Annotated in this window: 19 protein-coding genes; 2 read left to right on the forward strand and 17 right to left on the reverse strand. The window is 35.7% G+C overall.

Annotated elements, in window-relative coordinates:
* Nucleotides 1-291: 291 nt before the first annotated feature.
* The 13 genes from C7D53_RS11355 to C7D53_RS11415 all read right to left on the reverse strand — a co-directional run bounded on the left by C7D53_RS11355 (nt 292) and on the right by C7D53_RS11415 (nt 15,738).
* Nucleotides 292-825: a hypothetical protein gene (locus C7D53_RS11355; protein ID WP_106916749.1), complete on the reverse strand. Its 534-nt coding sequence runs from the start codon at nt 823-825 to the stop codon at nt 292-294.
* Nucleotides 826-859: 34 nt separating this feature from the next.
* A complete protein-coding gene (locus tag C7D53_RS11360) occupies nt 860-3,202 on the reverse strand; it encodes a hypothetical protein (RefSeq protein ID WP_106916582.1) in 2,343 nt (780 codons plus the stop codon).
* 517 nt (nt 3,203-3,719) lie between these two features.
* Nucleotides 3,720-5,309 (reverse strand): helix-turn-helix domain-containing protein, encoded by a 1,590-nt coding sequence (locus C7D53_RS11365; protein WP_162926154.1) that lies wholly within the window; start codon nt 5,307-5,309, stop codon nt 3,720-3,722.
* A 158-nt stretch (nt 5,310-5,467) separates the two neighbouring features.
* A complete protein-coding gene (locus tag C7D53_RS11370) occupies nt 5,468-5,887 on the reverse strand; it encodes a hypothetical protein (RefSeq protein ID WP_162926155.1) in 420 nt (139 codons plus the stop codon).
* A gap of 19 nt (nt 5,888-5,906) precedes the next feature.
* Nucleotides 5,907-6,215 (reverse strand): hypothetical protein, encoded by a 309-nt coding sequence (locus C7D53_RS11375; RefSeq protein WP_162926156.1) that lies wholly within the window; start codon nt 6,213-6,215, stop codon nt 5,907-5,909.
* 123 nt (nt 6,216-6,338) lie between these two features.
* On the reverse strand, nt 6,339-7,202 hold the full coding sequence (locus C7D53_RS11380) for a tetratricopeptide repeat protein (protein WP_228422294.1): 864 nt from the start codon (nt 7,200-7,202) through the stop codon (nt 6,339-6,341).
* On the reverse strand, nt 7,183-8,607 hold the full coding sequence (locus C7D53_RS11385) for a PAAR-like protein (RefSeq protein WP_106916586.1): 1,425 nt from the start codon (nt 8,605-8,607) through the stop codon (nt 7,183-7,185). Before C7D53_RS11385 ends, C7D53_RS11380 begins: the two co-directional genes overlap by 20 nt.
* Nucleotides 8,595-9,296, reverse strand: a complete 702-nt coding sequence (locus tag C7D53_RS11390) for a hypothetical protein (protein WP_162926157.1) — start codon at nt 9,294-9,296, stop codon at nt 8,595-8,597. The genes C7D53_RS11385 and C7D53_RS11390 overlap by 13 nt, the downstream gene beginning before the upstream one ends.
* A 4-nt stretch (nt 9,297-9,300) precedes the next feature.
* The gene (locus C7D53_RS11395) at nt 9,301-11,112 is read right to left on the reverse strand and encodes a phospholipase effector Tle1 domain-containing protein (protein WP_106916588.1); all 1,812 of its coding nucleotides are present in this window, start codon (nt 11,110-11,112) and stop codon (nt 9,301-9,303) included.
* 10 nt (nt 11,113-11,122) lie between these two features.
* Nucleotides 11,123-12,205 carry a DUF2931 family protein gene (locus C7D53_RS11400; RefSeq protein ID WP_106916589.1) on the reverse strand — a complete coding sequence of 361 codons (1,083 nt, stop codon included), beginning with the start codon at nt 12,203-12,205 and terminating at the stop codon, nt 11,123-11,125.
* A 60-nt stretch (nt 12,206-12,265) separates the two neighbouring features.
* Entirely contained in the window at nt 12,266-14,125 is a 1,860-nt protein-coding gene (locus C7D53_RS11405) for a type VI secretion system Vgr family protein (RefSeq protein ID WP_106916590.1), read from the reverse strand.
* 267 nt (nt 14,126-14,392) lie between these two features.
* Nucleotides 14,393-14,800, reverse strand: coding sequence for a type VI secretion system tube protein TssD (tssD, locus tag C7D53_RS11410; RefSeq protein ID WP_106916591.1), 408 nt, complete (start codon nt 14,798-14,800; stop codon nt 14,393-14,395).
* Nucleotides 14,801-15,042: 242 nt separating this feature from the next.
* Nucleotides 15,043-15,738: a VIT1/CCC1 transporter family protein gene (locus C7D53_RS11415; RefSeq protein ID WP_106916592.1), complete on the reverse strand. Its 696-nt coding sequence runs from the start codon at nt 15,736-15,738 to the stop codon at nt 15,043-15,045.
* Nucleotides 15,739-16,031: 293 nt separating this feature from the next.
* Between C7D53_RS11415 and lgt the strand changes: the two genes are divergently transcribed.
* Nucleotides 16,032-16,868, forward strand: coding sequence for a prolipoprotein diacylglyceryl transferase (gene lgt / locus C7D53_RS11420; RefSeq protein ID WP_076353615.1), 837 nt, complete (start codon nt 16,032-16,034; stop codon nt 16,866-16,868).
* A gap of 75 nt (nt 16,869-16,943) precedes the next feature.
* Here the strand turns inward: lgt and C7D53_RS11425 are convergent, their stop codons facing one another.
* Nucleotides 16,944-17,699, reverse strand: coding sequence for an SDR family oxidoreductase (locus C7D53_RS11425; RefSeq protein WP_106916593.1), 756 nt, complete (start codon nt 17,697-17,699; stop codon nt 16,944-16,946).
* Between the two features lie 717 nt (nt 17,700-18,416).
* On the opposite strand from C7D53_RS11425, the gene C7D53_RS11430 reads away from it, so the two are divergent.
* Nucleotides 18,417-18,845 (forward strand): cold shock domain-containing protein, encoded by a 429-nt coding sequence (locus C7D53_RS11430; RefSeq protein ID WP_106916594.1) that lies wholly within the window; start codon nt 18,417-18,419, stop codon nt 18,843-18,845.
* A gap of 327 nt (nt 18,846-19,172) precedes the next feature.
* Here C7D53_RS11430 and C7D53_RS11435 read toward each other — a convergent pair whose 3' ends face one another.
* From C7D53_RS11435 to C7D53_RS11445, 3 genes are read right to left on the reverse strand one after another with little or no spacing between them, the layout of a single operon-like run.
* Nucleotides 19,173-20,615 carry a TolC family protein gene (locus C7D53_RS11435; RefSeq protein ID WP_106916595.1) on the reverse strand — a complete coding sequence of 481 codons (1,443 nt, stop codon included), beginning with the start codon at nt 20,613-20,615 and terminating at the stop codon, nt 19,173-19,175.
* On the reverse strand, nt 20,596-23,718 hold the full coding sequence (locus C7D53_RS11440) for an efflux RND transporter permease subunit (protein ID WP_106916596.1): 3,123 nt from the start codon (nt 23,716-23,718) through the stop codon (nt 20,596-20,598). Before C7D53_RS11440 ends, C7D53_RS11435 begins: the two co-directional genes overlap by 20 nt.
* Before the next feature lie 28 nt (nt 23,719-23,746).
* A complete protein-coding gene (locus C7D53_RS11445) occupies nt 23,747-24,835 on the reverse strand; it encodes an efflux RND transporter periplasmic adaptor subunit (protein ID WP_106916597.1) in 1,089 nt (362 codons plus the stop codon).
* Between the last annotated feature and the right edge of the window lie 30 nt (nt 24,836-24,865).

Raw genomic sequence — 24,865 nt, forward strand, 5'->3', positions numbered from 1 at the left:
GATCATGAATAGTATTTCAGAAATATTATAAAAAACAATTAAAAAAAATAGATATAGAAAAGTAACAATGAGCAGAAAACAATTTATTATTAAAAATGTTCGTGCATGGTTATAGTTATTAAATTTCATGAAAATTCTATTAGGTTTTGGGAGGATATTAAAAATGTTGCCTTCTTCATTTACTATATATATTGAAATTGTGTTTTTTAATTTTGAGGAAAATAAGAAGGCAATGATTTTTCATTTATCACTGTTGTTTAATAACAACAGTGATATTAGTCTTATAATAGCTTAATTTGATGCCCAGAAAGACCAAATAGAGCCATTAAAAAAAGCTAATCTTTTAGCACCAACTTTATTAATATACACCATCATTCCAGGAGAGGGGCTGGGGATATTATTAACATCGCTTACAATAGGTATAATCATCGCTTTTGTTACGGACTCCAATACTAATACTCCATCTGCAGAACTGGTATTAGATCCAATAATAACTTTCGCATTAGTATTTTCGATATTATTTGTTTGTTGAGTAAGAACCGCTCCTACGTTACCGTCTTTTCCACTTAGATCCTGCCAAGCCCCATTATAATATTTAATTCTTGCTTTTGAAGAGTTGGAAGCATCCAGCAATATCGTTCCAGGAGTGGCTGCGCCGGGCAGGCTTTTTACATAAGGTAGGATAATACCTTTATTATTTGTGTTTGCAAATTCTAGCAATACGGAAGTTTTATTAGATGCCGTTCCTATTGCATCACCAAAAATTACTTGAGCAAAAAATATTTTATATAGAAATATTGCACTTAGCGTTATAATTTTTTTCATGTCTAATGGTTTAAATTTAAAAGAGGAATAATAATTACGGACAAGATGGAGTAGAAAAACATTTCCAAGTTCCATCGCTATATATTTTCAAACATTTTGCTGCAGTATCATATACCATCATCCCTTCTTGTGGAGATATGATTGCAGATAATCCAGTGGTTGAAACCCGCGTCATCACAAAACCTTTGGTATTAGATTCTAAAACAGCATGTGCTGATTTTCGGACCATTGGCCAATTTCCATTATCGGTACCAGCCCTTTGTTGTAGAGTTATACCAAATTTTGTATCTATGCCCGCATTTGTATTTGTCACCGGATTATAGCAAGAGCAATTCCCTACATTTACGACTAATTTTGATTCGCTGACACAGCCACTTGCATTGGTATGATTATAAATAATTTCTGCAGTTCCAGAAGCTCCATAAACGGCTGAAGCAAGCCCTGTATTAGGGTTAATTGTAATTAAGCCGGGATTATCTGAACTCCAAACTCCTCCTGCCAGAGAATTTGTAAACTGATATTGTGTAGGATTACTACTCATATTGCTGCATATAGTTGTCACCCCGCCTGTCATTTCAACGTTGGGTATTTCCGGAGGAGCCGGTGCAAAAGTGATATCATCAATGGCAATATCATTTCCATCACCTCCAACTGAGTTATTCTTTAAAAATATTTCTCCGGTTGTAGAAGTTGCAGTAAATGTAAAGCTATACCTCTTCCAGATAGTAGATGAAATATCTCCTGTATTAATAGAAGCCAATAAAGTTCCATTGTTAGGATCTACTATTCCCATTGTAACATTTGGACGTATGGAGAATGACGGGCCTAGATCTGCCACCCAAAAGGCAAATTCATACTTTGTACCTACAGATAAACCTGTAACCGTTTGCCTAAAGAAGTCATCTGTTGCATATGAAGCATTGAAAAGTGCAAAGTAACCGTTAGGATCATTAGGAGTATGATTTAATAAAGGGGGCACCGGTCCACCCGCAAACCATCCTGCACTTGTTTTAGCTAAAGTATAATAGCCATCAGCCACTTGTCCGTTAGCAAAATAATGATATGAAGTAAATCCCTGTGCAGCATTTCCATAGGTAGAAGCACCTTGCCCAAAAGTTAAGATATAGTTTGTAGCACAAACAGCAGGTGTTACTATGGGGTTTTCTAAAACATTACTATAAACTATATTAACCACTTCATTGGCAGAAACATTTATTGTAGAGGTGGAACTCGCCAAATTTGCAGAACTGTTATTAGTAGGATCATATAATTTGATATCACTATTATTCCATCCCGACGGAACTATCTCAGAAAGGTTATAAACTCCTGCCGGAACTGGAATCATGATAGAATTACCATTTGTACTGGTTCTTACTCTTTCATCATCTAGCCAATCACCTGTGGATGTTCTAGTATAAATTGTATGTTGAATAAGGTTGGAGTTATTTTTATTAATTGACCAAACCTGATCACTAACCCCCGCCGTAAGACCAAATAAATTTCTTGACTTTGGGTTTGTAGTCCATGAACCATTGGTATACCGAGAGATAGTTACACCATAATTTGCATACACATTATCATTATTACTAACGGCAATATCACGTGCATTGTCTGGTGCATTACCTGAAGGTGCATTAGTAACGAGAACCGGTACTGCTGAAGAGGGATCCGAAGAAGATATTCGGTAAATATTCCCATCACCTTTATTCTTTATAAAAACAATATCTCCTGTACCTGGATGTATATCTAATCGAAATGGAAGACTAGTCCCATTATTCGTTACTTTAGAAAATACAATCCATGAGTCATTAGTTCCATCTCCTGTGTATTTGTAGATCATTCCATTATCCCCCACTACGGCTATAATTCCTGTAGGTCCACCAGAAGCAACATCTACAATTCCTACATTAGAATGGGAAGCGGGTGACCAAATAACAATAGAATTTCCATTATTGTACAATCCCACATTACCAGATGCATCGGAATATACAGCAGTATTCTGCCCTATTCCATCTACAGATTTTGCATTAGTAATTGAGGTTCCAAGCCAATTAGAGCTGCCCACCGGCCTCGTATAAATTGTTCCGGCAACAGTATGTACCTCTTGTGTAATACTATTATTATTGACAACAGTCCATAATTGCCCTTCTCCTGCATCATGACTATTTCCTATATCAAATGAATTAAATCCCTCTGGTTTATCATTAAGGGTAAAATTGGCAACAGAATTGCCTCCGGAATTAGTTAAATTAAAATTAAAATTGAGTGAGGCCACTTCACTTATAGCCTTTTTGTGAACATAAATATATCCGTTTTGAGCCTTTATATTTTTACTAAAAAGACAGAAAATAATTAGTCCGTAAATGTGTTTTTTCATTCCCTAGAGTTGTATTTTTTTGATTTCTATTGTATATTAATTAGTGTTTTTAAAATGATATTATTAAGGCATTCGAAAAGTATGTTTAATCCTTTTTCTCATTGCAAACGTCCTTGTTTTTCGAGTAGATATTCAATCCTATTCCTAGTTGGGATATAGCAATGTTATACAATATAAGATGTTCATTTCTTATAAAATTTCACGAGGCAAAACTAGTATTGTTATTAGAGAATGAAAACAAAAACACTATAAAGTAGCAGGAATTGAGATAGTTTAACCGCACATTAAAACACTGATAATCAATATCACTTAATTGTATAATGGTTTTTTTTAAAGTATCATTGAACATTTAGAATTTTAGAACAGCTAGAATCATGAGTATGCTCATAATTTAGTATCAACTTAAAATTTATAATTGGAAAGAGTTAAAAAATAACATGACAAAGCCATCACTTAAACAGCAAAAACTGAAAATGATGGTATAGATATTTTGATTAAAAAATATTTTCTGGTGAACTTAAGATTTATTTTTCTGTTCATAAGTTAAAAAACTAATATACTGGCTGGGAGAAATATTCTTAATTGATTTAAAAATACTCCCAAATTGGCTATGAGAATTGTAGCCACACATATCAGCTAATACAGAAATCTTATATTGTAGTAAGTGAGGATTATCGTGAAGTTCTTTCGCAATATAATTGATTCGTTGGGTATTGATGTAATTGTAAAAATCCGAATTCCTATATTTTTTTATAATGTAATTAAGATACTTTGTATTTGTTTTGAGCATTACAGACATTTGTGCAGCAGAAATTCCTTTAGTTGTATAAAGTCTTTTCTTTTCAAAAGTGTCCAGTCTTTTTAGAATTTCTCTTTCTGTCTCCTCACTTATTAAGATTTTGTCCTTTGCGGAATCACCTGCATTTTTTTGGGATTCTGAAAAAATAGTAGACTCTGAAAGCGGATTTTCAAGCTCCTTAATGATTTTTTGATATCTTGATTTTATTTTTTTATTTTTTACCCTAAAAAAGAAAATAACACAGATGATTAATACAATGGTAATAAAAATAAAAATGATCAGATTTAGCTTTATACTTTCTTTTTTTTCTTTTATACTGTTTTTATCTTTAGTGGTTTCTTCTATTGTTAGATTCTTTGTAACTGTAATTTGAGAATTGGTAATATCAGAAATGATTTTCGAAAATTTTAATTGCTCTGTGGGTGTATCTATATTGGCTTGTAATCTATTCATTAGAATTTCTTTGATAACAATTCTGTCTATATTTGGCTGAGAATAAGCCAAATCAAAGTTTTTTCTCGCCTCGGGCAAATTATTATCTTTGACATTAATAAGTGCTTTATCCAATAAATAAAACTCATATAAATTTATAGGAGATTTATCTTTAATTCTTTTGAGAGTAATTTCAGTTTTTTCTAAAGTTTCTTTAGCTTCATCAATTCTACCACATCTAATTTGTTCATAACACAATTGCGCCAGCATTGCAAAATCGAACATATTCTTATACTCTAAAGTAGGCATAGTGCTTGGTATTTTTCTGATATGATGAATATATTTTTTTCTGCTATCTGCTGCTTTACAAAAATTGTCATCAATATCAAAAATTTTTGCCTGAGTATATAATAAATTTGCAGTCTTAATAAATGGGCTTGATTCCTTATCAAGCTCTTTTACCAATTCCCACGTTTCCTCTGATTCTACTATTAGTCCTGCTCTTCGGTATGAATTTATAAGTGAATATAATATCGTTATTCGATTTTGGATAGAGTCGCTCTTCTTAATAAGAGAATCTGCTTTTTGCAAAATTTTTACAGATTCCAAATAATTTCCTTGCCCATACAAGCAATCACCCAAATTAGAGTAAGCAAGGGCTTTTTCATAATCATTCTGTGCGTATTTAAGCATATTTTTTGCTCTCGCCAACAGTTTATCCGGATTATATGATTTATTATCGTATTGTTGATAGAATAATTTTCTCTTATTTACATCCATCTTAGTCTGAGAAGAGACTTGTATAAACAGGAAAAGAGAGCCAAAACTAAATAAAAATCTTATCATTTTATATTTAGCCTTACATTTTAGTTTCATACCCCACATCAATTATAAAAAAGAATGAATATATATTTTGAGACTAATTTAGTTAATATTTTTTTCATTAGTGAGTATTTCTTTTAGGACCAATCAACATTAGAAGTGATAGAATTACTATTTTAAGTCATTGTGGAATTATTTGAAATGAAATTCATTTAAAAAATAACCGTATCACCACTTATCCATCTATTATCCTTATTCCAACTGCCACTACAATCTCCCTGCATATACTTTACTACTTTTTTCTTGAAAACATCAACAATTACACACATATAATTTTCATATAGCTTTCTACTGATACCATCCTCAGCATAGCCTTTTGAAATGTGATCCAATACAATAAATCTTTTGTTGGGAGATATTTCCAGAATTTCCCCTTCCGAATAATTGGCACTGCCATATCCCTGTATCTTATACTTTTTACCATTGTTCATAATAAAGGGGTTTTGATACATTTTAAACTCTTTATCATACGTATTGAAACCCAATGAATATGATTGGGAAATTGGCAGAACAGGCAGTTTCTTTTTAGTTTGTGAGAAAATATTGCTTGCCGTTAACAGTAAAAAAGTCAATAAGACATTTTTTATCATTTTATTCTGGCTTCTGTTCAAACTCTTTAAGGGTTTTAAAGTAGTACATATTCTTGCTTTTTTTGAAGTAAAGTTGATCTCCTACAATATTATTTCCTAAAAAGGTTCGCTTAATAATGAGTACATTTTTCTTACAGCAATCAGCAGAAATATCTATTGAGGCATTATTCCAATAATTAACAGTTTTAATATTTACATTTTTACCCAACCATTTATTTTCTTTTTTATCGATGAATAAAGAGGCACTATCACCAGTCACTTTTTGATGTATTATGATATTGGTTTTTAATATATTATTCCAAATTTTCACTTCCTGAGCATTGAAAAAAACGCTTATCAAAATAATAGAGAACCGTATTATTCCTTTAAAATTCTTTACAAAGCCGCACGCAATCAATATCATGAAAAAGAGAGTTTGTAGTTAGAAGAAATTTTATTTTGATTCTATTCTTGCATGAACATACCCGGGAATCTTTGTAAGCTCCTTTTTTTGAGTTTTCATTAAAGAGACATATTCCTTATAGTTATTTATTGCTTCATCTTTTTCACCTATATTCCAATAACTGTCTGCAAGGTTAAGATATGCAACGGTTCTGCCTGGAAATTTGGCAATAATCTGTTTCAAAAGCTCAATAGCCACTTTCTGATTTCCATTTTTTGAAAGGGCAAATGCTATGTTATTATAGTCATCCAGATTGCTTTGAGATAAAGAAAATTTCTTTTTAAAATTCAGTAATACTGTTTCATTAAAACGATTGGCAAGCAAAGAATAACCAGATAAATCGGCATAAAGCTTCTTAAGGTCTTTATAAGGTTTGAGTATTCCCTGATTATCAAAAAATGTTAGTGATTTAAATCCTTTTGAATCAATTTCCAGCTTCTCAGAATCTATATCTTTAACTGGAAGGTTAATGCTTTTTGTCAGAATTTTAAAATTCTGATCTTCGCATTCCTGACATGGATTATAGAAGTTGATATTTTTTATACACCATTCTTTTTTATAGAAAACATTTACAGTTCCGTATAATCCGCGGTCTCCCGCATAATATATTGTAAGCTCTGAAGGATTTGTATACCCTATGCTTGTATTATTAAGGGCAGTAATTTCCGGTAATTCAAAGCTTCCTGACTTTTTGTTCCCAAAATGAACCGTTACCAAACCATTTTCCAGCATCACATGATCCTGGAGATTATCATTATCCAAATCATAATAATTGGATTGGGCCGATAGGAAGCTTAAAGAAAATAAGCAAAGAACGGATACTGTCTTTAATATATTATTTTTTAATTTTATCACGGTTGATGCATTTTGTGTTAAACTTAAATACGTTCGTTTTTAGTTCGTTATAATAAACGTTTCTTTCCGCCATTCCATTCCCGCCACCATTCACGAATTTTGATATTATAGAGAGATATTTATCACCATAATCGGAAACTTCATTTAAATTTTTATGTAAAATTTCCTTGTATTTGGTTTTATTGGCCTTTGCACTATATTCTACAGTTTTATAGATATCCCAAAACCATCCTGCTGAGTCAATCGCAAAATATAGATTGTTAGCTAGCAGCCCTGCTCCATCCACATCAATTAGATCAACTACTTTTTCTTTTATCTTTTTTTTCTTTTTATCTAACAGCGGCTGCCCTTTTTCATCAAGCTTATATCGGGTATAGATGTATTTTTCCTGATATTGTTTTTTTCTATCAAACAAATCATCTATTTTTTTTCCTTGTACCAATTGAGGTTTTTTTGAAATTACATAGCTGAAATATTCCTTTTGTTGATCTCTCCAGGTCAGCTGCATGGCTCCTCTTCCTTTATATCTAGGGCCATCTCCAACAATAGTATGCCCATGCTGTTTTGATTCAGGATGATTCCCAGGGTCATACCCTACGCCGCTTGCATACTCCAAAGTAGTTCCCAACCTGGCTGTTTCATGGTAACATTGAGCGAAGAAATGTATTTTCCTTATACAGGTATTGATATGGTAGGTATTAAACATTGCATTTATTTCCTGAAGCAGCCTTTCATAGGTAGAATCTGCTTCCGGTAAGGGACAGTTTTCATCAGCAAATATTGCGGTGGATTTTTTCTTTTCGGATGCTCTGAGTTGCTTTACTATTAATTTTAATTCATCTAACGTTATATCTCTGTCACAGAAACATTTTCCGTCGTCTTTTTGTTCCGGCACCGGAGCTCCTTTGGCTTCAATGCTTTCCGGCTGATGAATTTGTCCGCTGTCTGTAATTTTAATATCAACATTTCCATACATGCAGGGGATTGTGCTTTGCTGTAATAGGACAAGCTGTTCCTGAGACTGGTATGTTCCTACCCCTTTCCACTCTCCTACATTCATCACTGTTGCACAAGGGAGCTTGGCATAAGGACTTTTCAGACAATTCCCTGTAAAAACAAGACTCTTGGGGCCCTTTTCCTTTACGGTAGCGGTTTTCTTTTCCTGTATGGTGGGGGTATTATAATTCACAACCATGATTCCCTTGGGATTGGTACATTGTGTACACTCCAAGGTTGCTGTATCTATTACAACTTTCAAACCGGCTTCAGCTTTTTCTTTTCTTTCGTCTTCAGCACGTTTATCATCCATCTTCTGCCTGTTATCCGCCTTCATCTGGTCATTGTCCTGAGTTGTATCTGGATTCTGAGTGGCTGCTCCTCCTCCTTCGTTATCTAACCTACCCATAATAATGAATGTTTTAAATGGAAATTGTCTTTTTTTATTTCTATAAATCCTTCTTCAAACTGATCTCCACGGCATACAAATAATCCTCCGAAGTCATCAGCCTCTGTTTGGTCCAGGTTTTCTGCGGAGATTTTTAGAATCGTTTTATCACCGTCTTTTACAGGCGTCATAATTTCTGTAAATCCATCGGAAGATTCTCTTTTTCTTTTGGTATCAAATGACCCCAGCAAACCATTAAAAAGCAGTCCAAACATGTTATAGCTTCCCAAAAAATCGATCAGCTTCGTTTGATCTTCCAATATATCACTGATCTGACTGAAATAGCGGTCTACAGCTTCTCCTTTATGGGTTTCGGACAAATCTGCCTGAATCTTACCCCATCTTACTTTCAAAAAAAGCAAATTATCTATCGTAGTAATATTTCCTTCTGCATCTACTTTACATTCTATTTCATCAAATAAATAACTGATCTTTTTTAAAAACTTATCCATTGTGCCTTCTTCCTCAGAAAAAACAAAATTGGTGACTAAAACCTGAAAGTCATGTTCATCCTTTACTTTTCCATAATAATAAACCTCAACTTCTCTTGCATAGCTTTTCTTACTGGAATAAAACGGATTTTTTTGTTCTGTTACAATGGTCTCCAACCGAAATTTTTTCTGGTGAAGGTTCTGCAATATATTGGGCATCTTCTTAATATACCTTTCTTTTATAATCACTATTCGGATCCATTCCCATCCAGTCTCTATTGGCAGACCAGTGAAGATATCCGTTTCTTAAAGTTCTTAATAAATCCTGCCATCTGTCTACATGAATGTTCACTGCAGGGATATTCGTAATCTTTTCTCCGTTTTCAATGGTAGTTGTAGGATGCTGAACAGGCTCATTAGCCATTATTCTTTCTTTTTCTTTCTTCATATCTTCATCACTTACAAACGTCCATGGTTCTCCCCCTTCAAAAACGTATTGTTTCAATCTATTTTTTGCCGCAACCAAATTCTCATCGTGGTTTATAGAATAACTGCTTTCTGTTTTTGAAACCATTTGATGGTCATAAATTTCTTTTCCGTGCTTCTCCATGAAATGAAGCGGGATATAGCTATATTCTTTTCTCAGAAACCTTACCCCTTTTATTTTGCGGTATGCGCTCCCAAACGTTAAAATATTAAGGGCTGTATTATTGATTGTAATCTGTGGGCCTTTGAACCAATGTTCATCAATCAGTTGCTGTCTTCTATTTTGTAATGCCCAGAGTGGTTTATGATTGGATGTCTCTATCTCATCTACTGTTTCTGTTCCGTTTTCGTAGGCTCCTCCAATGTCACAATGAACACCCGGAAATTCCTTTTCAATAACATGAGGATTATCTTTGGGCTCTTTTACTCCTTTTGCTGTAAATGTTGTGAGGGAGAAATTTTCACGATGTTCATTCTCTGCCGTGAAGTGAACTGCTTTACGGAATGGCCCTGGATTTCTTAGCTGCAGCTGCTCTACATCATCTGCAAAATTAAATTGAGATCCTATGGAAGCGTGCAATATCCCTCTATAGCCTACTCTTTCCATTGTACCCATATCGCCAAATTCTTCATAAGAGGAAACGGTATCATATACTCCTATGAAACGAACTTCCAGATCCAGATCATCCAATTGCTTAGCGGAAACTATTTTTTTGCTTAAAAGATAATATCCTAAAAATCCAAATTTTGGAAGTTTCCCGTCCACGAGATACTTTGGATCTACTTCTGTTTTATCTTTATCCAGCCATGTATCTTCATATTCTGCAACCAATGCATCATTTCCGTAGGAGCCACTTTCTCTGTATCCAACTACTTTTCTTGATTTTTTAATTTCAATATCCTGTGTTCTTTTGTTTCCATTAATTTCATATGCGAAATTTCTTGCAGCAGCGGCACCGCGACTGAAACCAAATGTATCTATTACAATTTTTGTCAGCTTCTTCTTTGTATTTACTTCCAGCAAAAGATCTTTAATTCTATCTGCAACCAGTTCACAGCCTATTCTTACTTTGCCTCTTACTCCGGATTTACCGGAACCGTATTGAAATCCGTCATCCACATCTCTATTATTATTCAGGGTACCTATCCCTTCTACATAGACTCCATATTTTTTCTGCTCACAACTTTTGTACATGCGTGCAACATTGGTGTGATCATTACTAAAGCTGTTATCTACCCCCTGGCTATCCAGCCAACCTCTGTGGCTAGACCTTAGATACTGGGCATATTCGGAATTATCCTTATCATCCAAATTATCGAATTCTTCTTCCTGCTTTTCCCTGGTTGCTTTTATGGCTTTTTCTTTGGCCTTCATTACTTCTACAGAGTCTGTACTTTCTATTTTATTCTTTCCGTCTCTGTAGCTCTCCCGCAGCTCTGTATTCTTTAGATTATTTAAAGTACCATCGAAAAAGACTCCTATTTCCAAATGGAATTCATCTATAGGAGGTATTGCATTACCTGTGTTATATACAAAAGTCTTTCCCATACTATTTGATTTAAAAAACCTCTATTTTATCAGCTTTTATAAAAGCTTCTTTACCATTTTCACCTTTCAGTTTTATGGTAAAATAACTATTGGCCTCATTAACTTTAATGATTATATCTGCTTTGGTTGAATTGGGATTATCTCCGAATACTGTTTTAAATGCCTCAAAGCTTGACTTCTCGTTTAAGTCACAGTTGGCTCCGTATTCTTTACCATCAGCCCCTACAAAGTCAAATACCATTCTTCTAGGTATTGCTCTTGGTTCATTTTTGGACAATGGTGTTTGGGCGGTATCAAACTGTTCTTTTTCTCCATTAACCGTTGATAGTTTTACGTTGGCCAAAGGGTTCAACTTAGCTTTATCCGGAAATTCAAAAACCGGTTTCCAGCTGTATCGTATTCTATAGGTATCCCAAAGCCCAAGCGGAATTGGTTTTCCTTTATTATCTTCTCTTACTTTAGCAGGAATAATCTGATCACGGGTATGAACCATATCCAGATAATCCTTTCTCCAAAACCGATTCTGATGGCTGTCTAACTTTGCAATCTCAGACTCAGGGATTGTTACTTTTTTTCCTTGGTATCTGCCTATTTCTTTTTGAACCCCAATACCTTCAACCCATACCACCACTACTCCTCCGGGAGCCATTCCTACACAAATGGTTTTATAATTTAAATGCTCAATATCCCCGCTTCCATTCGTTACTTTTACATCATATCCTTGTCTGAAGTATTCTTTAATTTTATTGGTATCAATATCTGTATCAACAAGATAAAACTGATTTTCCATATAAGACATCCAGATAAAATCCAGACGGGTTGGAAGACTTTTAAAACCTTTTGACATTCCATTATTGACGCTTCCCCAGATATCATTTCCGGGAATCATTCCATCATCTAAACTTACCCATTCTCCTCCTTCACAATCTATTCCTCCTTTATATACCTCCATCGGATATCCCAAAGATGCAGATCTCCCTTCGGACCATTCGTATTTTGTCATTGGTTCAGTTGTTTTTTGGTCTTTTTTTTCCTGACACGAGATCTGAGTAAAGAACAAAAAGCCTAATAGATATTTTATTATTTTATTCATTATGAATGTATTGCAACTATTTATTTAAAATAATAGGCAATTAATTTTTATGTGTTTATTTTATCCCTTATTCACCTTGGCATCTATTTTACCGAGCATTTTAGCTACTCCGGAGCTTTGCAATAGGATATCCCCATTTTTAGCTTTGTGAGTGGTGGTAGAGGTTGTTTCTTTTAAGTCGCCCGTTATATTAACCGTTTTATTTTCGTTAACCGTCTGCTTATAATTTTTTGAGGTAAACTTATGATTATTGATAATATTAATGGCGTTGTCATTTCCTACACTGGTCTTCATATCATTCCCTACATTAATGGCAAGGTTTTCACCTACATTGAAAGTCATATTTTTAGGGGCTGTTACGGTAATATTTCCCTTTCCATCCATAAAATAATTATTGCCGCTTGGGTCAATAATGGTTACACTTCCTTCTGCATCATTCATTAAAACCCTTATTCCGCTTCTGGTTTGTATAGATTTTAGGTGATTATCCACTCCGCCTCCAAGAGCCGTTCCACCATGAAACATTCCCCCCATTACAAAAGGACGGTCCGGATGATTATGTACAAAACCTACCATCACCTGATCTCCTACTTCCGGTATGGCTACATATCCTCTGTTTTGGGTAATCTGATCTGTTCCTCCGGCATCAGGAGCCATCATGCGAATGAAGTTAGTCGTATCATGCAGCTGCCAGTCGAATCTTACAGTGATTCTACCTTGTGCCAACGGATCTGTATTGGATATTACCGTTGCAATCTGTGGTTCTGCAATGGGAACAATAAAGTCAGGCGTCGGAATATATCCTGTATCTGAGGCAATGGCTTCAAATCTTCCTTTATAGCGACCCAATGCATCTACTTCATGAATCACCTCTGTCATCATCAGCTTGGTAAAATAAGACGTTTTATTGCTATCCGTTTGTCGCATATTGATATCAGCCACGCATCCCGGGTATAAAAAAGGAATCGTTGTACCTCCAGACACGGTAAATACATCTACTGCTTTACTGCCTGCAGTACTGGTTTGGGAAATCACTACATCCATATCAGTTGCTGCTTTTATGGGAGCAACTTGGAGTGATGGGGTTTTAAATATTTTATCGTTATTCTTATAAGCTGTTTTTGCAAGATTTCCTACATGCTTAATTGGTGTTTCTCCAGAGGCAAGCTTGGCATTGGAACTACTGTTATATCCGTAAAAATTGGGTTTAATATGAACAGCTTTCAATTCAACATTCACATCGGAAACATTGCTTCCGTAGATCAGTTCCAGGGCTTTATCCTGAGGCGGCATATTTCCGAAATGCAGAACTTCACCATCATAATAAAACTGTTCACCATACGCTTCTGCCATTCTACAGAGATAATTGTAATGGGTTTCGTTATACTGAGAGCTATAAAGGATTTGAGAAGATGCCTTAGCATTAATTTTCACATCAAATTTACTTCCTTCAATTCCTTGCTTAATGACATTAGTGGCAATGATTCCCATATTAACAGGCTGATCTCCCCCAAAACTTTGAGTATGGGGAGCTGCATCCAATAGCATTGTAGGACTATACCCTTTTAAAACAATGTTTCCAAGACTATGATTTTCCTGACTGAAACCTACTTTTGTAATGACGCCCACAAAGGTTCTTTCCGGACTTCCTTCTACATCTTTATATTTGAAAACCACAGTTAAACGTTTTCCCAAAAACTGCTGAGCCTCTTCCAAATCATGGTTTTGTACTCCATCTAAGGTATCATGTGCTAATGTAAGTTCAAAATGATGGTGTTTCTTCACACTTTGCTCCAGGCGGAAATGCTTAAAATGCTTAATCATTTTGCCTTCAATCACAATATCCAGCTTCACCACACGGTTGATTCCAGGAATATGATTCTCCGAAATCTTTTCGGAATTCGAGGTATTATTATTCATATTATGTAAAGTGTTTTGGTGGGCTGTTATTTTTTTGAATAAAAACTCTAAAAACAAACAACCTTTATATAAAATTATAAATTTATCGCAACATAAAACCTGTTTCTATTAATTTAATCTTTAAAATCATGAGAATTTCACGAGAAAGTTCATCAGCATATTCAATATTCTGACAAAAAACGATTTGAGACGAAAAAACAGAATAATATTCTTCATCTCGGAATACCATTCTGTTTTATGTTGATTTAATTTTAAGAAATCGGATTCTTATGCTGAAGGCCATGCGCCATCATAAGCAGAGTTTCCTAGATCAATTTGCTCAGCACTGATAACAAAACTGATGTACATACTGTTGTCATCCACTGCATCGAAGTCTACTTCATGCTGGATTACATACCCGTTTTGCCATTTCAATGTTGTTAATGTTCCTTCCTCGTGAGATTTGTTGAATGTTACTTCACCCACTGTAGGCTTGTACTTTCCGTTCAGAAGGCTTTCCAGAATATCAGATTTTTCTGTAGCTTCTACGGTGATCTTGATAAGAGCGTTGGAAGGATCAGATGCTACACGTCCTGAAACGTCTGTAGCTCTTGATACGTTGTAATTAAGCTTTAATAATTTTTGCCCTTCTCCGTTGTTGAATTTTAAAATTCCTCTTGAATTTCTTTCTGCCATGATCGTAAATTTTAATCGTTAATATTTTGTGATTTGTTGATTGGTTCTTTTCTATATCACCAAAGATAGAAGTAAATGCTATAACAAAATAACATCTGATCGGAAATTTCAAAAAGTGTAGTATTTCTACGACTAACAATTGTTAGGATCCATAACAGCTACTAATCAAAAGATTACCTCATTAAATATTCAGAAAAAAGAGACAGAAGGGGATGTTTTCATGGATGATTTCTACCAGAAAATTATGAAATATTTACCCCAAAAAGACGACCAACCAAAGCTGTAATTCCCATGGCTATGGTACCCCAAAAACAGATCCGCAGAACAGCAACTTTAATTCCTGCACCTCCGGTCTTAGCTGAAATTGCCCCTAAAAGCATCAGAAACATAATGGAAAATCCATATTGAAAATAAACCATCTGCTTAATAGGAGCCAGAAGAGAAACAGTAAACGGTAATAATGCCCCTACAGCAAATGATCCAAAAGAAGCCATAGCAGCCTGTAAGGGTTTTGCCTGAGTAATTTCATTGATTCCCAATTCATCCCGGGCATGGGCTTCCAATGCATTATGCTCAGTAAGTTCAGTGGCCACCTGCATCGCTGTTTCCTTTGTACAACCTCTTTTCTCATAAATTCTGGCAAGTTCCCGTAGCTCTATTTCCGGCATTTCTTCCAGTTCTCTTTTTTCCCGCATTAAATCGGCCTTTTCCGTATCTTCCTGTGAACTGACGGAAACATATTCACCAGCAGCCATAGACATTGCTCCGGCAATCATTCCGGCTAAAGCGGCAAGAATAATGATATGACGTTCGGGTTGTGCTGCGGCTACTCCAATAACAATACTGGTTGTGGATAATAGTCCATCATTGGCTCCCAGTACTGCTGCCCGAAGCCATCCTACCCTATTTACATAATGTTTTTCAAGTTGATGATGCATATAAGAATATTTCTGTGATTGATTGTTGATGAATAGGAATAAGAAAATTAAGTTAAAAACGACTTATTTTTTCATCTTAAACTCAGGTTAAAGTTATAAAATGTTTCTTCAAGAATCATTTTAAATTATACCATATAACAACCTCATCACTTGAAAATATATTGGATAAAAAAATGGAAAAATACTATTTTAAGATGTTATAAAACAGGCCACAAGGCTTCCAAAACCTCTCTATCTTAATCAACCGTTCCTATTTTCTTATATTTGCACCCGTAAATCCAACAACACTATCAATGAATTTATTATACATCGATTGGAATGTGAATCCTGAAATCTTTAATATTTTAGGAATTCCTGTAAAATACTATGGCCTATTATTTCTTGCAGGGTTAGTTCTTTGCTTTAATATTTTAAAAAGCATTTATAAAAAAGAAAATTTGAGCATGCAGGCTCATGAATCCTTATTCTCTTATGCTCTTATCGGAATTTTGGTCGGAGCCAGATTGGGTCACTGTATTTTTTATGATTTTGATTATTATTCCCAGCATATCCTTGAAATTTTCCTACCCATTCAGAAAGGGCCAGATGGGGTATACCATTTTGTAGGATTTGCAGGATTAGCCAGCCACGGGGGTGGTATCGGGCTTGTCATAATGCTTTTATTATATTCCAGAAAATTCTCTATCCCTTTTATGAAAGTTCTGGATGCCATAGCTATTGTACTTCCATTGGGAGGTGTTTTTATCAGACTGGCAAACCTTATGAACTCTGAGATTATAGGTACACCTACGAATGTTCCATGGGCTTTCATCTTCAGACAGGTAGATGATCTTCCAAGGCATCCAGCGCAGCTTTATGAAGCCATCTCTTATTTTGTAATTTTCCTTTTAATTTATTTCATTTACAAGAAAGATATATTCAAGATCGGAAAAGGATTCTATTTTGGGATCAGTATTCTTTTAATCTTTATCATGAGAATTCTGATTGAATTCATCAAGGTAGACCAGGTTGAATTTGAACATGGAATGAGTATGAATATGGGACAGCTTCTAAGTATTCCATTTGTTCTTCTAGGTTTATTTTTTATTGGAAAAAGTATACTGGAAAAGTCCAAAATGAAAACTTCATAATCTTATTAACTACCAATAAAAATACCCCCCTGAAGGATGATCTTCAGTGGGGTATTTTTTTAAACTTAATTTAAATTATCTGGTTGTATAACCTCCGTTGGCAAAAATAGTCTGCCCAGTGATCCACCAGCCCTCAGTTACCAAGAACTCTACCAATGGAGCAATATCTTTAATATCTGTAAGTCCTCCTAATGCGGATGCTGATTTATGATAAGCTACTGCGTCATCAGTTTCCTGACCATAGAAAAAAGGAGTATCCATTGGACCGGGAGCCACTGCCGTTACAGAGATTCCTCTTGCTCCAAATTCTTTAGAAGCTGCTCTTGTAAAATGCTCCACAGGCGCCTTTGCACCTGCATATGTGGAGTACAATCCTGTGTATGCAGCCAGTAGTGAGGTAACGATGGTACAGATTTTCCCGTGGTCATTCAATTTTTTGCCTGCTTCCTGTAAAAAGAAATAAGCAGATTTTGAATTCACGTTGAACATGGTATCATATTCTTCTTCTGTGGTTTCTGAAAATGGTTTTTTCAATACCATTCCTACTGTATTAATGGCAATATCTACTCCTCCAAAACGAGAAATTGTTTCATCAAAAAATTGAGTGATATTGTCTATCTTCGTGAGATCTCCCTGAAACAGGAATGCTTCAGCCCCCAACGCCTGAACTTCTGCCAGTGTTTTCTCGCTTTCAGCTCTGGAGCTTTCACTATTGTAGTGTATAGCCAGTTTAGCTCCTTTTGCAGCAAAGTCCTTGCTCAATAATCCTCCTAAGTTTTTACCTCCGCCGGCTATTAAAACAACTTTTCCATTTACATCTTGTGTTGACATTATTTTTATATTTTAAATGTTATTGAGGCAAAGATGGATAATAAAAGTCATCTCAACATGGTGAATTTTTCGGGAATTATCTTAAAATTTGAACTCTTCAATAATTAGAGTTAAAAAAATAAGCAAAAAAATATTAAATTTTATATAAACAGTCATTTTACAATACAACACTATTTACCAGACAGATACGGTAAGATAGTCGGTTTTTCTATTAAACACTTGGCTTCTTTTTCTAACTTAAGTGAATTTTAGGCATAACATTTGATGCTCTCCCACCCGTATTAACACACACCACTTCAATTTTAATATATTTTTTTAATCCTCAGCTCACTGGGGATTTTTTATCCCCTCTTGGTTTGGCGATATTCACTGTTATATTCCTACAGCAGCCTATTTTAGCGAATTTCTGTTAAATCCATTTCTGATAATCAATCATTTAAAACTGTATTATTCGTTTTATTGTTGTATATTTGTACATTAATAACCAAGTCAATACTTTGTTTTCTGTAACGACCGGAATATATATTATTCAGTCTTTGCTTTTTGAGCAGTCCTATTTTTAACATTTTATTCTTCTACCAAGAACAATACTTGTCGGAATTTTAAAGCTCTGTATGATTGGAAATCCCAGGACAGAAAACAGTGGTGGACTTTAAGGTCTAAAGCAGACCAGTGTGAACAATACAATTTATAGAAACTAAATACTAAAAATAATTTATGGCAGATTCTTTTTCTAAAAAGGAAAATTTCAAGAAAAAAATTCAAAAGCAAAAAGAAAAGGCGCTAAGACGCGAAGATCGTAAAACGAACAACAACAAAGGAAAGGATATGGAGGATGTATTCATGTATGTGGATGAATTCGGAAGATTAACCTCTACTCCACCTGAACAAAGACAGGAAGTAAACCTTGATGAAATTCAATTGGGTGCAGCTCCGATTATTGAGGAAGATCCAAGAAAATTAGGAATCATTACTTTCCACAGTGAAAAAGGATACGGTTTCATTACTGAAGATAACACGAAAGAAAATATCTTCTTCCATAATAACAACTGTACAGAACTTGTAAAAAAAGGAAACAAAGTATCTTTTGAAAAAGAAAAGTCTCCTAAAGGGTTTTCAGCTGTTAACATTCAGATTGTTAAATAATATTTATTCATAAAACGATCTGTTTGATACAGATACGTTTGAACAATACAGAAAGAGACTGTCTTAAAAGGACAGTCTCTTTTTTATTTTACAAAAATCAATTTCAGTTCTGGGTGCTATTTCCTTAACCGTAAATATAGTTTTACAGGTTTTGATTAAAATCAAAAGAAGCTGCCTCGCTTTGAGACAACTTCTTTCTTCATCGTAAAAATAAAAATGGTCGGTTTATAAAACCGAAAAACATTATGGTTTCAAACCATTAGGAGAGTGAAATAATTAAGTATTCTTCCTGAATCCTTAAAAAGTTCACCCTACCTATGATCATATTTAATCCAGTTTTCCACCCAGCGCTTTAAATAACAGAACATTATTTCTGGTATTCTGATGCTGGAACTGCAACAGATCAAGCTCAGCAATAAGCTTACTTTTCTGAGAATTGATGAGTTCAAAATAATTGGCATACCCTGTCAGGTACAAATCATTTGATACCTCAACACCTCGGTCAAGAAAACCTACTTCTTCTGATTTCAATTTTAAAACACGTTCGTAGATCTTAGTCTGTTTCAAAATAGACTGAAGCTCATTGAATGCAGTGGTAATACTCTTTTGATAGTTTAAAAAAGCAATTTCCTGCTCTTTACTTGCTACTTTAAATTCATACTTCAACTGCCCTTTATTGAAAACAGGAACCATTAACCCTCCCAACAACTGTCCTGCCAGTGAACTTGGTTTAAAAAGGGTTTCCACAGAAAATGAATTCATTCCAATACCTACTCCAAGGTCAAGCTTTGGATAAAAAGCAGCTCTTGCAGCCTTTGCGTCTGCCTGAGAAGCCTCCAATACATAATAATTTGCAGCAACATCCGGCCTTGAATGAATAACGGCTTCTACATTAATGGTTTTATTTAAAATATCCATATTGGTAGGCATCAGTACTTTTCCGCGTTTCACGTCTCCGCCATAGCTTCCCGTTAAAGTAGTAATGGCCTGTTCAACAGTAACGATCTCTACTTTGATATGTTCAATTTCTGCAAGCCAGTTGTTATTCTGAGCTTTAAACTGCTGAACGGCAAGTTCTGTAGCTTTTCCTACTTCCCGTTGCGCCAAAACAATTTCAAAGGCTCTTTGCTGAAGATTATAGTTCTTCTGGTAAATGGCAAGACGATTATCGAGAGCTACCAATTGGTAGTACAGATTGGCGATATCAGTAAAAAGCTCTACCTGAAGCAATCGCAAGCCTTCCGTGGAAGCCAGATATTTCTTCTGAGCAGCAATTTTTTTATTCTTCAATTTTCCCCAGGCATCAATTTCCCAGCTGCTTCTTGCTCCCAGCCAATAATTGGGTGTGAAATCACGGTTAATCTTCTGGTCCTCGGTTATATTAGGAGAAAGATTGGTATCATAATTACCCACTCCCTCCATTGTATATTTTCCATATCGGTTTCCTGAAGCTTCTGCTCCCACTTCAAGGGATGGCAAAAGATCCATCTTTGATCTTTGTAAAAAGCTATTGGCAATCTCTACTCTTTGCTGTGCAATCTGAAAATCAGGATTGGCTAGCACTACTTTATCAAAAAGTTCCAAAAGATGAGAATCTGTAAAATAGCCTTTCAGATTAAGTTGCTTAAATTCTTCTGAATTTGCTATTTTAGCAGGCATCTCCGGTAATTCCTGGGCTTTTTTCAGGTCAGCCACCTTTGGAACAGCACATGAGACTAAGCTTAGTGCTGCAATGCCGTACAATATGCTTCTATGATTTAATCTTTTCATCTTTCTTCTTATTTTCAAGTTTCGCAAAGAATATATACAGTCCCGGAATTACTACCAACCCGAAGATTGTTCCAAGTAACATACCTCCCGCTGCTGCTGTACCAATGGAGCGGTTTCCGATGGCTCCGGCCCCTGATGCAATACAAAGCGGAATAAGTCCTGCTACAAAAGCAAAGGAGGTCATTAGGATAGGTCTCAGACGCTGTCTTGCTCCTTCAATGGCAGCCGGAATAATATCATATCCCTGTTTATTTCTGGCTACAGCAAATTCTACAATCAGGATGGCATTTTTTGCTAAAAGACCAATCAGCATGACCAAAGCTACCTGTGCATAAATATTATTATCCAATCCCGTTAGTACCAATGCGATATAGGATCCGAATATTCCCGTTGGAAGGCTTAACAGTACAGGCATTGGAAGAAGGAAGCTCTCGTATTGGGCTGCCAATAAAAGATACACAAACAAAAGACAGATCATGAATATGTAAATGGTTTGGTTTCCTGATAAAATTTCTTCCCTTGTCATTCCGGACCATTCGATATCAAAACCTCTCGGCAGGGTTTCCTTGGCAATACGATCTACAGCGGCAATGGCATCACCGGAGCTAAAACCATCTGCCGGCTCTCCGTTGATCATGGCAGACATATACATATTGTACCTCGTTAAGACTTCAGGTCCATATACTTTTTCGATGGTGATAAATGTTGAAAACGGAACCATTTCACCTTTATCATTTTTCAGATATAAATTCAGGATACTTTCAGGGGTATCTCTATGCTCCGGACTTGCCTGAACCATTACTTTATACATCTGACTGAAACGGATAAAGTTGGTTGCATAGTAAGATCCAAGCATAGTTTGCAGGGTTGACATGGCATTGTCTACTGAAATTCCCTTTTTCGCAGCCATATCATAGTCTACATTAATCATATATTGCGGGAATGTAGCATCAAAACTGGTAAAACTGTTCTGCAATTCAGGAGCTTCATTCAGTTTCTTTACAAAATCCTTGGTGATTTTATCTGTATTTTCGATAGTTCCTCCTGTTCTGTCTAGCAAACGCAATTCAAAACCACTGGTATTTCCGAATCCAGGAACAGTGGGCGGAGCAAAGATCTCAATCTGGGCATCTGCAATTCCTTTTGTTTTATCTGAAAGTTCTGTGATCAAATCATTTACTGAAATAGATCTCTCTTTCCAGTCTTTAAGGTTAATCATCGCCATTCCATAGGACGAACCAGCAATTTCTGTTACAATACTGTATCCGGCAAGTGTGGTTACATTTTCTACGCCTTTTATTTTCTTGGCAATGACTGTTACTTCATCCAAGACTTTTTCTGTTCTTTCTACCGTTGCTCCCTGTGGTGTTGTTACACTCACATACACCATTCCCTGGTCTTCCATGGGAATAAATCCGGTTGGCAGGAATTTACTGGTCACAAACGTCAATCCGACAAATAAAAATAATAATCCAAACGTAACTGTAGTTCTTGTGGCAAATTTGGACAAAACTCCTACATAACCGTTTGTTAATCTGTCAAAACCTGTATTAAAGCTTTGGAAGAATCGGTCTACAATGGTCTTCTTTTTATTATGATTGTGAGGCTTTAAAATAATAGCACAAAGCGCCGGGGTAAGTGTTAATGCATTCACCCCTGAGATGACAATACTGATGGCCAGCGTCAATGAAAACTGACGGTAAAATACTCCTACCGGACCATCAAGGAATGCTACAGGAATAAATACAGCAGACATAACAATGGTAATTGCTACTACTGCACCTGCAATTTCCTTTGTAGCAGTAATAGTAGCATCCATTGCGTTCATGCCTTCTTCCATTTTTACATGGACGGCCTCAACGACGACAATTGCGTTATCCACCACAATTCCGATGGCGAGAACCAGGGCAAACAAGGTCAATAAGTTTACCGAGAAATCCAGCATATTCATGAAAGCAAATGTTCCCACCAATGCAACCGGAACCGCCAATACAGGAATTAAAGTAGATCTCCAATCCTGAAGGAAGATAAATACCACAATTCCCACCAAGATAAAGGCTTCAATAAGAGTTGTCAATACGGCACTAATAGAAGCATCAAGGAATCTGGATACATCATACGCCATATTGTACTCCATCCCGGGAGGGAAAGAAGTACCTTTTAGTTCTTCCATCTTGGTCTTTACACTTTCAATAACTTCTGAAGCATTGGAACCCGGACGCTGTTTCATCATAATAGATGCTGAAGGTCTTCCGTCTGTTTTGGAAACCATTCCGTAGTTCATTGCTCCAAATTCGACCTTGGCAATATCCTTAAGCTTTAAAATAGTTCCGTCTACATCAGATCTGATGGGAACTTCTTCGTATTGCTTAGGTTCAAAGAATTTTCCTTTATATTTGATTACATACTGAAGCTGACTGGAAGTTTTGCCCGACGTTTCTCCCACTTTTCCTGGTGCTGCAGAAATATTCTGCTTCTGTAATGAAGTGATTACTTCATCAGCCGAAATATTATATGCTGCCATTTTCTGCGGATCAAGCCATATCCTCATGGAATATTCTTTCTGCCCCATGATCTCTGCACGGCCTACTCCATCAATACGCTTTAGCTCCTGCAGAACATTGATGTCTGTAAAATTATAAATGAACTGCTCATCCTGACTTGGATCTGTACTCGTGATGTTAAGATACATCAGCATACTGTTCACCTCTTTTTCTGTAGTTACTCCTGCACGAATTACTTCTTCAGGAAGTTCATCAAGGATGGTTGTTACCCTGTTCTGGACATTTACCGCTGCTACATCCGGATCTGTTCCTACTTCAAAGAAAACCTGAATTAAGGTAAGCCCGTCATTCGAAGTTACCGTTGACATATACGTCATTCCCGGAACCCCATTGATGGCACGTTCCAATGGAAGAGCCACAGCATTCGCTGATACTTCAGCATTTGCTCCTGTATACTTTGCCGTTACTGTTACCGAAGGAGGTACAATATCCGGAAATTGGGTAATCGGCATCTTTAAGAGTGCCATAATTCCCAGTAGTACAAATAATATGGAAATAACCAACGAAAGAACCTTTCGTCTTATAAACATTTCTACCATAGTAAGTTGATTTAAAGATTATGAAAGGTTAATACTTCTTTTTGATTTTGATAATATCTCCATCCTTTAAAGACTGAGTTCCTTCATAAATGATTAAATCACCTCTTTTAAGACCACTTTCCACCATATAGGAGTCTCTTAATGTAGCTCCAATCTTGATATTGGTCATTTTCACCTTATTCTGCTTATCCACTACAAAAACATAGGTTTTATCCTGAATGGAGAAAGTAGATTTTTGTGGAATAAGAATGGCATTATCCTGATTCTCGGAAATAATAAGTTTTCCTGAAGTACCATGTTTAATCAGGCGGTCAGGATTGGGGAAAAGCACTTTATACCGAATAGAACCTGTAGTTCTGTCGATTTCTCCCTCAGCGGTCTTTAGGGCTCCGTTAAATTGATAATTCACGCCATTTGGCAAGGTAAGCTCAATTTTTTGGTGATTTCCAATCTTATCATTGGCCAAAAGCTCAAAGTATAAGTTTTCCGGAATGGAAAAGTAAGCGTAGACCTCATTAAGCTGGGATAACGTTGTTAATAGCGTTCCATTTTCCACTAAACTTCCATCTTTAAGAGGAATAACGTCAATAACTCCGTCAAAAGGGGCTGTGATCTTGGTAAAGTTTATTTTTTGAAGCACAGTTCTTTTTTCAGCATCAGCAAAGGCATGCTTAGCTTTCGCTGATGAAAGTTTGGCTTTTACCATTTCCAGTTCGTTGTTGGCTACAAACTTTTTAGCATGTAAACTCTGAATCTGCTTTAGTTCTACTTCTACAATACGAACATCAGCTTCAGCCTGTTTTAAGCCAGCATTTGCTTTCAAAAGTTCCATTTGCAATTCAGCGTCATTAATCTTAAATAAAGGTTGTCCCTGATGTACAAATTGCCCCTCATTAACATAAATATGCTGTATAATTCCTCCAATTCTGGAACGCATTTCTACGTTTTTCTTGGCCTGGATATCCGTTACAAACTGGTTACTTACCAACGTGTCTTTTTCCTTGATTTCCAGAACGGGAACTTCTTTTTCTTTCTCGTTGTTTTTTTTCTTGTCTTTACTGCATGACACAGCGAATAATATTGCAAAACTGCAAATTATTACGTTTTTAAAATACATTCTTAAATGTTTAGGTTATAAAATCTTCGT

Origin of the sequence: Chryseobacterium aurantiacum, from assembly GCF_003020585.1 — a bacterium.
Lineage (GTDB): Bacteria > Bacteroidota > Bacteroidia > Flavobacteriales > Weeksellaceae > Chryseobacterium > Chryseobacterium aurantiacum.

Coding starts and splice junctions, on each gene's coding strand:
- C7D53_RS11355 (WP_106916749.1), bottom strand. CDS start 825: ATGAAAAAAATTATAACGCTAAGTGCAATATTTCTATATAAAATATTT.
- C7D53_RS11360 (WP_106916582.1), bottom strand. CDS start 3,202: ATGAAAAAACACATTTACGGACTAATTATTTTCTGTCTTTTTAGTAAA.
- C7D53_RS11365 (WP_162926154.1), bottom strand. CDS start 5,309: ATGAAACTAAAATGTAAGGCTAAATATAAAATGATAAGATTTTTATTT.
- C7D53_RS11385 (WP_106916586.1), bottom strand. CDS start 8,607: ATGGGTAGGTTAGATAACGAAGGAGGAGGAGCAGCCACTCAGAATCCA.
- C7D53_RS11390 (WP_162926157.1), bottom strand. CDS start 9,296: ATGCCCAATATATTGCAGAACCTTCACCAGAAAAAATTTCGGTTGGAG.
- C7D53_RS11395 (WP_106916588.1), bottom strand. CDS start 11,112: ATGGGAAAGACTTTTGTATATAACACAGGTAATGCAATACCTCCTATA.
- C7D53_RS11400 (WP_106916589.1), bottom strand. CDS start 12,205: ATGAATAAAATAATAAAATATCTATTAGGCTTTTTGTTCTTTACTCAG.
- C7D53_RS11405 (WP_106916590.1), bottom strand. CDS start 14,125: ATGAATAATAATACCTCGAATTCCGAAAAGATTTCGGAGAATCATATT.
- tssD (WP_106916591.1), bottom strand. CDS start 14,800: ATGGCAGAAAGAAATTCAAGAGGAATTTTAAAATTCAACAACGGAGAA.
- C7D53_RS11415 (WP_106916592.1), bottom strand. CDS start 15,738: ATGCATCATCAACTTGAAAAACATTATGTAAATAGGGTAGGATGGCTT.
- lgt (WP_076353615.1), top strand. CDS start 16,032: ATGAATTTATTATACATCGATTGGAATGTGAATCCTGAAATCTTTAAT.
- C7D53_RS11425 (WP_106916593.1), bottom strand. CDS start 17,699: ATGTCAACACAAGATGTAAATGGAAAAGTTGTTTTAATAGCCGGCGGA.
- C7D53_RS11430 (WP_106916594.1), top strand. CDS start 18,417: ATGGCAGATTCTTTTTCTAAAAAGGAAAATTTCAAGAAAAAAATTCAA.
- C7D53_RS11435 (WP_106916595.1), bottom strand. CDS start 20,615: ATGAAAAGATTAAATCATAGAAGCATATTGTACGGCATTGCAGCACTA.
- C7D53_RS11440 (WP_106916596.1), bottom strand. CDS start 23,718: ATGGTAGAAATGTTTATAAGACGAAAGGTTCTTTCGTTGGTTATTTCC.
- C7D53_RS11445 (WP_106916597.1), bottom strand. CDS start 24,835: ATGTATTTTAAAAACGTAATAATTTGCAGTTTTGCAATATTATTCGCT.